Genomic DNA, 5,332 nt, shown 5'->3' with positions numbered 1-5,332 from the left:
AGCTTGACGGTTTGTAAGAAGTTCTTCATAATCTCGCCTCTCTGCTGCAGACGAAGTGAAAACGACGGCGCGGCGGAATTGATCTTTAACAACTTGAACAACCGATAGGTGTGGGTGTCTTGATGCTAGCAACGCAAGTTGCACAAAAGTATTAAAGGCAATCACACGGATGGAGAGATCCATCGAGGTAGATTTAATTATCTACCGTCAGTGAATTGTGAGTATTAGTTGGATTGAACTGAAGAGTTTGATCCTGGCTCAGATTGAACGCTGGCGGCATGCCTTACACATGCAAGTCGAACGGCAGCACGGGAGCAATCCTGGTGGCGAGTGGCGAACGGGTGAGTAATGTATCGGAACGTACCTTTCAGTGGGGGATAACGTAGCGAAAGTTACGCTAATACCGCATATTCTGTGCGCAGGAAAGCAGGGGACCTTCGGGCCTTGCGCTGATTGAGCGGCCGATATCAGATTAGCTAGTTGGTGAGGTAAAGGCTCACCAAGGCGACGATCTGTAGCGGGTCTGAGAGGATGATCCGCCACACTGGAACTGAGACACGGTCCAGACTCCTACGGGAGGCAGCAGTGGGGAATTTTGGACAATGGGCGCAAGCCTGATCCAGCCATGCCGCGTGAGTGAAGAAGGCCTTCGGGTTGTAAAGCTCTTTCGGCCGGGAAGAAATCGCATGGGTTAATACCCTGTGCGGATGACGGTACCGGCATAAGAAGCACCGGCTAACTACGTGCCAGCAGCCGCGGTAATACGTAGGGTGCGAGCGTTAATCGGAATTACTGGGCGTAAAGCGTGCGCAGGCGGTTTTGTAAGACAGGCGTGAAATCCCCGGGCTCAACCTGGGAACTGCGCTTGTGACTGCAAGGCTAGAGTACGGCAGAGGGGGGTGGAATTCCACGTGTAGCAGTGAAATGCGTAGAGATGTGGAGGAACACCAATGGCGAAGGCAGCCCCCTGGGTCGATACTGACGCTCATGCACGAAAGCGTGGGTAGCAAACAGGATTAGATACCCTGGTAGTCCACGCCCTAAACGATGTCAACTAGGTGTTGGGTGGGTAAAACCATTTAGTACCGGAGCTAACGCGTGAAGTTGACCGCCTGGGGAGTACGGCCGCAAGGTTAAAACTCAAAGGAATTGACGGGGACCCGCACAAGCGGTGGATGATGTGGATTAATTCGATGCAACGCGAAAAACCTTACCTACCCTTGACATGTCCAGAAGCCCGAAGAGATTTGGGTGTGCCCGAAAGGGAGCTGGAACACAGGTGCTGCATGGCTGTCGTCAGCTCGTGTCGTGAGATGTTGGGTTAAGTCCCGCAACGAGCGCAACCCTTGTCGTTAATTGCCATCATTTAGTTGGGCACTTTAACGAGACTGCCGGTGACAAACCGGAGGAAGGTGGGGATGACGTCAAGTCCTCATGGCCCTTATGGGTAGGGCTTCACACGTCATACAATGGTCGGTACAGAGGGTTGCCAAGCCGCGAGGTGGAGCCAATCCCAGAAAGCCGATCGTAGTCCGGATTGCAGGCTGCAACTCGCCTGCATGAAGTCGGAATCGCTAGTAATCGCGGATCAGCATGTCGCGGTGAATACGTTCCCGGGTCTTGTACACACCGCCCGTCACACCATGGGAGCGGGTTCCGCCAGAAGTAGGTAGCCTAACCGCAAGGGGGGCGCTTACCACGGCGGGGTTCGTGACTGGGGTGAAGTCGTAACAAGGTAGCCGTAGGGGAACCTGCGGCTGGATCACCTCCTTTCTAGAGAAAGCATCTCTGGCACCCACAACCTATCGGTTGTTCAGTAGTAGCAAACAGACGAGGGTCTGTAGCTCAGTCGGTTAGAGCACCGTCTTGATAAGGCGGGGGTCGTTGGTTCGATTCCAACCAGACCCACCAACGTCAAAATCAAGGGGGATTAGCTCAGCTGGGAGAGCACCTGCTTTGCAAGCAGGGGGTCGTCGGTTCGATCCCGTCATCCTCCACCAAAACCTAAAGATAAGCAGGGTTGTTTATCTTTAGCTTTTGAGCAATCAATTGCTACGCTCTTTAACAAAATGGAAGAAGGTTGTGTTGCAGCGCTGATGAGGCGTTGGCAACACGTTGTGATTGCATCTGTTCTTGTCCCTTAGCCCGGACAAGACAGCACAAATATGAGTTTGCCTGTAGCCGTTCTCTGACGAGAACACAAGGTTATAGGATCAAGCGACTAAGTGCATGTGGTGGATGCCTTGGCGATCACAGGCGATGAAGGACGTGCAAGCCTGCGAAAAGCGGGGGGGAGCTGGCAATGAAGCTTTGATCCCCCGATATCCGAATGGGGAAACCCACCTCTTTTGAGGTATCCCACACTGAATACATAGGTGTGGGAGGCGAACCCGGCGAACTGAAACATCTAAGTAGCCGGAGGAAAAGAAATCAACCGAGATTCCCCAAGTAGTGGCGAGCGAACGGGGAGCAGCCTGCTAGTGATAGCGGAATGGTTAATGGAGCGGAATGGAAAGTCCGGCCGTAGTGGGTGATAGCCCCGTACATGAAAACCAATCCGTGGTACTAAGTTAGCGAAAAGTAGGGCGGGGCACGTGAAACCTTGTCTGAACATGGGGGGACCATCCTCCAAGGCTAAATACTCGTGATCGACCGATAGTGAACTAGTACCGTGAGGGAAAGGCGAAAAGAACCCCGGGAGGGGAGTGAAATAGAACCTGAAACCGCATGCATACAAACAGTGGGAGCCGACTTGTTCGGTGACTGCGTACCTTTTGTATAATGGGTCAGCGACTTACGTTGTGTTGCGAGCTTAACCGAATAGGGGAGGCGTAGCGAAAGCGAGTCTGATAAGGGCGTTTAGTAGCACGGCGTAGACCCGAAACCGGATGATCTATCCATGGCCAGGATGAAGGTGCCGTAACAGGTACTGGAGGTCCGAACCCACTAATGTTGAAAAATTAGGGGATGAGCTGTGGATAGGGGTGAAAGGCTAAACAAATCCGGAAATAGCTGGTTCTCCCCGAAAACTATTTAGGTAGTGCGTCTTATATCACTGACGGGGGTAAAGCACTGTTATGGCTAGGGGGTCATCGCGACTTACCAACCCATGGCAAACTCTGAATACCGTCAAGTGCGAGTAAGGCAGACAGACAGTGGGTGCTAACGTCCATTGTCAAGAGGGAAACAACCCAGACCGCCAGCTAAGGTCCCCAAGACACAGTTAAGTGGGAAACGAAGTGGGAAGGCATAGACAGCTAGGAGGTTGGCTTAGAAGCAGCCATCCTTTAAAGAAAGCGTAATAGCTCACTAGTCGAGTCGTCCTGCGCGGAAGATGTAACGGGGCTCAAACTGTGCACCGAAGCTGCGGATATCGAAAGATATGGTAGGGGAGCGTTCTGTAGGTCTGTGAAGGTGTCTTGTAAAGGATGCTGGAGATATCAGAAGTGCGAATGCTGACATGAGTAGCGATAAAGGGAGTGAAAAGCTCCCTCGCCGAAAGCCCAAGGTTTCCTACGCAACGTTCATCGGCGTAGGGTGAGTCGGCCCCTAAGGCGAGGCAGAAATGCGTAGTCGATGGGAAACAGGTCAATATTCCTGTACCGATTCTAGATGCGATGTGGGGACGGAGAAGGTTAGGTCAGCCATCTGTTGGAATAGGTGGTTCAAGCGTGTAGGCGTGCCCCTTAGGCAAATCCGGGGGGCTAAGCTGAGGCGTGATAACGAGGTGCTACGGCACTGAAGTGATTGATACCAAGCTTCCAGGAAAAGCCACTAAGCTTCAGTCTAGATTCGACCGTACCGCAAACCGACACAGGTGGGCAGGATGAAAATTCTAAGGCGCTTGAGAGAACTCAGGAGAAGGAACTCGGCAAATTGACACCGTAACTTCGGGAGAAGGTGTGCCCCGGTAGGGTATAAGTCCTCGCGACGAAAGCCCGATGGGGTTGCAGTGAAATGGTGGCTGCGACTGTTTAATAAAAACACAGCACTCTGCAAACACGAAAGTGGACGTATAGGGTGTGACGCCTGCCCGGTGCCGGAAGGTTAAGTGATGGGGTGCAAGCTCTTGATCGAAGCCCCGGTAAACGGCGGCCGTAACTATAACGGTCCTAAGGTAGCGAAATTCCTTGTCGGGTAAGTTCCGACCTGCACGAATGGCGTAACGATGGCCACACTGTCTCCTCCTGAGACTCAGCGAAGTTGAAATGTTTGTGAAGATGCAATCTCCCCGCGGCAAGACGGAAAGACCCCATGAACCTTTACTGTAGCTTTGCATTGGACTTTGAATCGGTCTGTGTAGGATAGGTGGGAGGCTGTGAAACCGGGACGCTAGTTTCGGTGGAGCCAACCTTGAAATACCACCCTGATTTATTTGAGGTTCTAACCTTGATCCGTGAATCCGGATCGGGGACCGTGCATGGTGGGCAGTTTGACTGGGGCGGTCTCCTCCCAAAAGGTAACGGAGGAGTACGAAGGTACGCTTAGGACGGTCGGACATCGTCCATAAAGTGCAATGGCAAAAGCGTGCTTGACTGCGAGACCCACAAGTCGAGCAGGTGCGAAAGCAGGTCATAGTGATCCGGTGGTTCTGTATGGAAGGGCCATCGCTCAACGGATAAAAGGTACTCTGGGGATAACAGGCTGATACCGCCCAAGAGTTCATATCGACGGCGGTGTTTGGCACCTCGATGTCGGCTCATCTCATCCTGGGGCTGTAGCCGGTCCCAAGGGTATGGCTGTTCGCCATTTAAAGAGGTACGTGAGCTGGGTTTAAAACGTCGTGAGACAGTTTGGTCCCTATCTGCCGTGGGCGCTGGAAATTTGAAGGGGGCTGCTCCTAGTACGAGAGGACCGGAGTGGACGAACCTCTGGTGTACCGGTTATGACGCCAGTCGTATCGCCGGGTAGCTATGTTCGGAAGAGATAAACGCTGAAAGCATCTAAGCGTGAAACTTGCCTTAAGATGAGATTTCCCGGAGTCTTGAACTCCCTAAAGGGTCGTCGAAGACCACGACGTTGATAGGTCAGGTGTGGAAGCGCAGTAATGCGTTAAGCTAACTGATACTAATTGCCCGTGTGGCTTGATCCTATAACCTTGTAATACTGCAGCAACTCATAGCAGTCACAACAAACAACCTTCTCCTATTTTGCGTTTGGCGCGATTCAACCCGCGACAAACACACAAGTTACGCTTGGCGGCTATAGCCCTCTGGACCCACCCCTTCCCTTCCCGAACAGGACCGTGAAACAGATGAGCGCCGATGATAGTGAGCTTCCGCTCGCGAAAGTAGGTCACCGCCAGGCTCCCAATACCCAAAGCCCCTTCTGC

General features: G+C 52.7%; 1 protein-coding gene, 2 tRNA genes and 3 rRNA genes. 5 read left to right on the top strand and 1 reads right to left on the bottom strand.

What is annotated here, in order from left to right; all coding sequences use genetic code 11:
• Positions 1–183 (bottom strand): hypothetical protein (locus tag AT959_RS21570; RefSeq protein ID WP_205629843.1); only part of this gene is annotated, 183 nt, incomplete at its 3' end.
• Positions 184–235: 52 nt separating this feature from the next.
• Between AT959_RS21570 and AT959_RS06210 the strand changes: the two genes are divergently transcribed.
• The 5 genes from AT959_RS06210 to rrf all read left to right on the top strand — a co-directional run bounded on the left by AT959_RS06210 (position 236) and on the right by rrf (position 5,307).
• Positions 236–1,773: ribosomal RNA gene (locus tag AT959_RS06210) — 16S ribosomal RNA — on the top strand.
• Positions 1,774–1,834: 61 nt separating this feature from the next.
• Positions 1,835–1,911, top strand: a tRNA-Ile gene (locus AT959_RS06205).
• Positions 1,912–1,924: 13 nt separating this feature from the next.
• Positions 1,925–2,000: transfer RNA gene (locus AT959_RS06200), tRNA-Ala, on the top strand.
• Positions 2,001–2,211: 211 nt separating this feature from the next.
• Positions 2,212–5,092, top strand: a 23S ribosomal RNA gene (locus tag AT959_RS06195).
• 102 nt (positions 5,093–5,194) lie between these two features.
• Positions 5,195–5,307, top strand: a 5S ribosomal RNA gene (gene rrf, locus AT959_RS06190).
• The 16S, 23S and 5S rRNA genes sit together here with 2 tRNA genes alongside, the layout of an rRNA operon.
• Positions 5,308–5,332: the final 25 nt, after the last annotated feature.

Source organism: Dechloromonas denitrificans, assembly GCF_001551835.1.
Classification (GTDB): Bacteria; Pseudomonadota; Gammaproteobacteria; order Burkholderiales; family Rhodocyclaceae; genus Azonexus; species Azonexus denitrificans.
The sequence above is the reverse complement of the archived record's forward strand: the minus strand, read 5'-3'. Positions and strand labels throughout refer to the sequence as shown.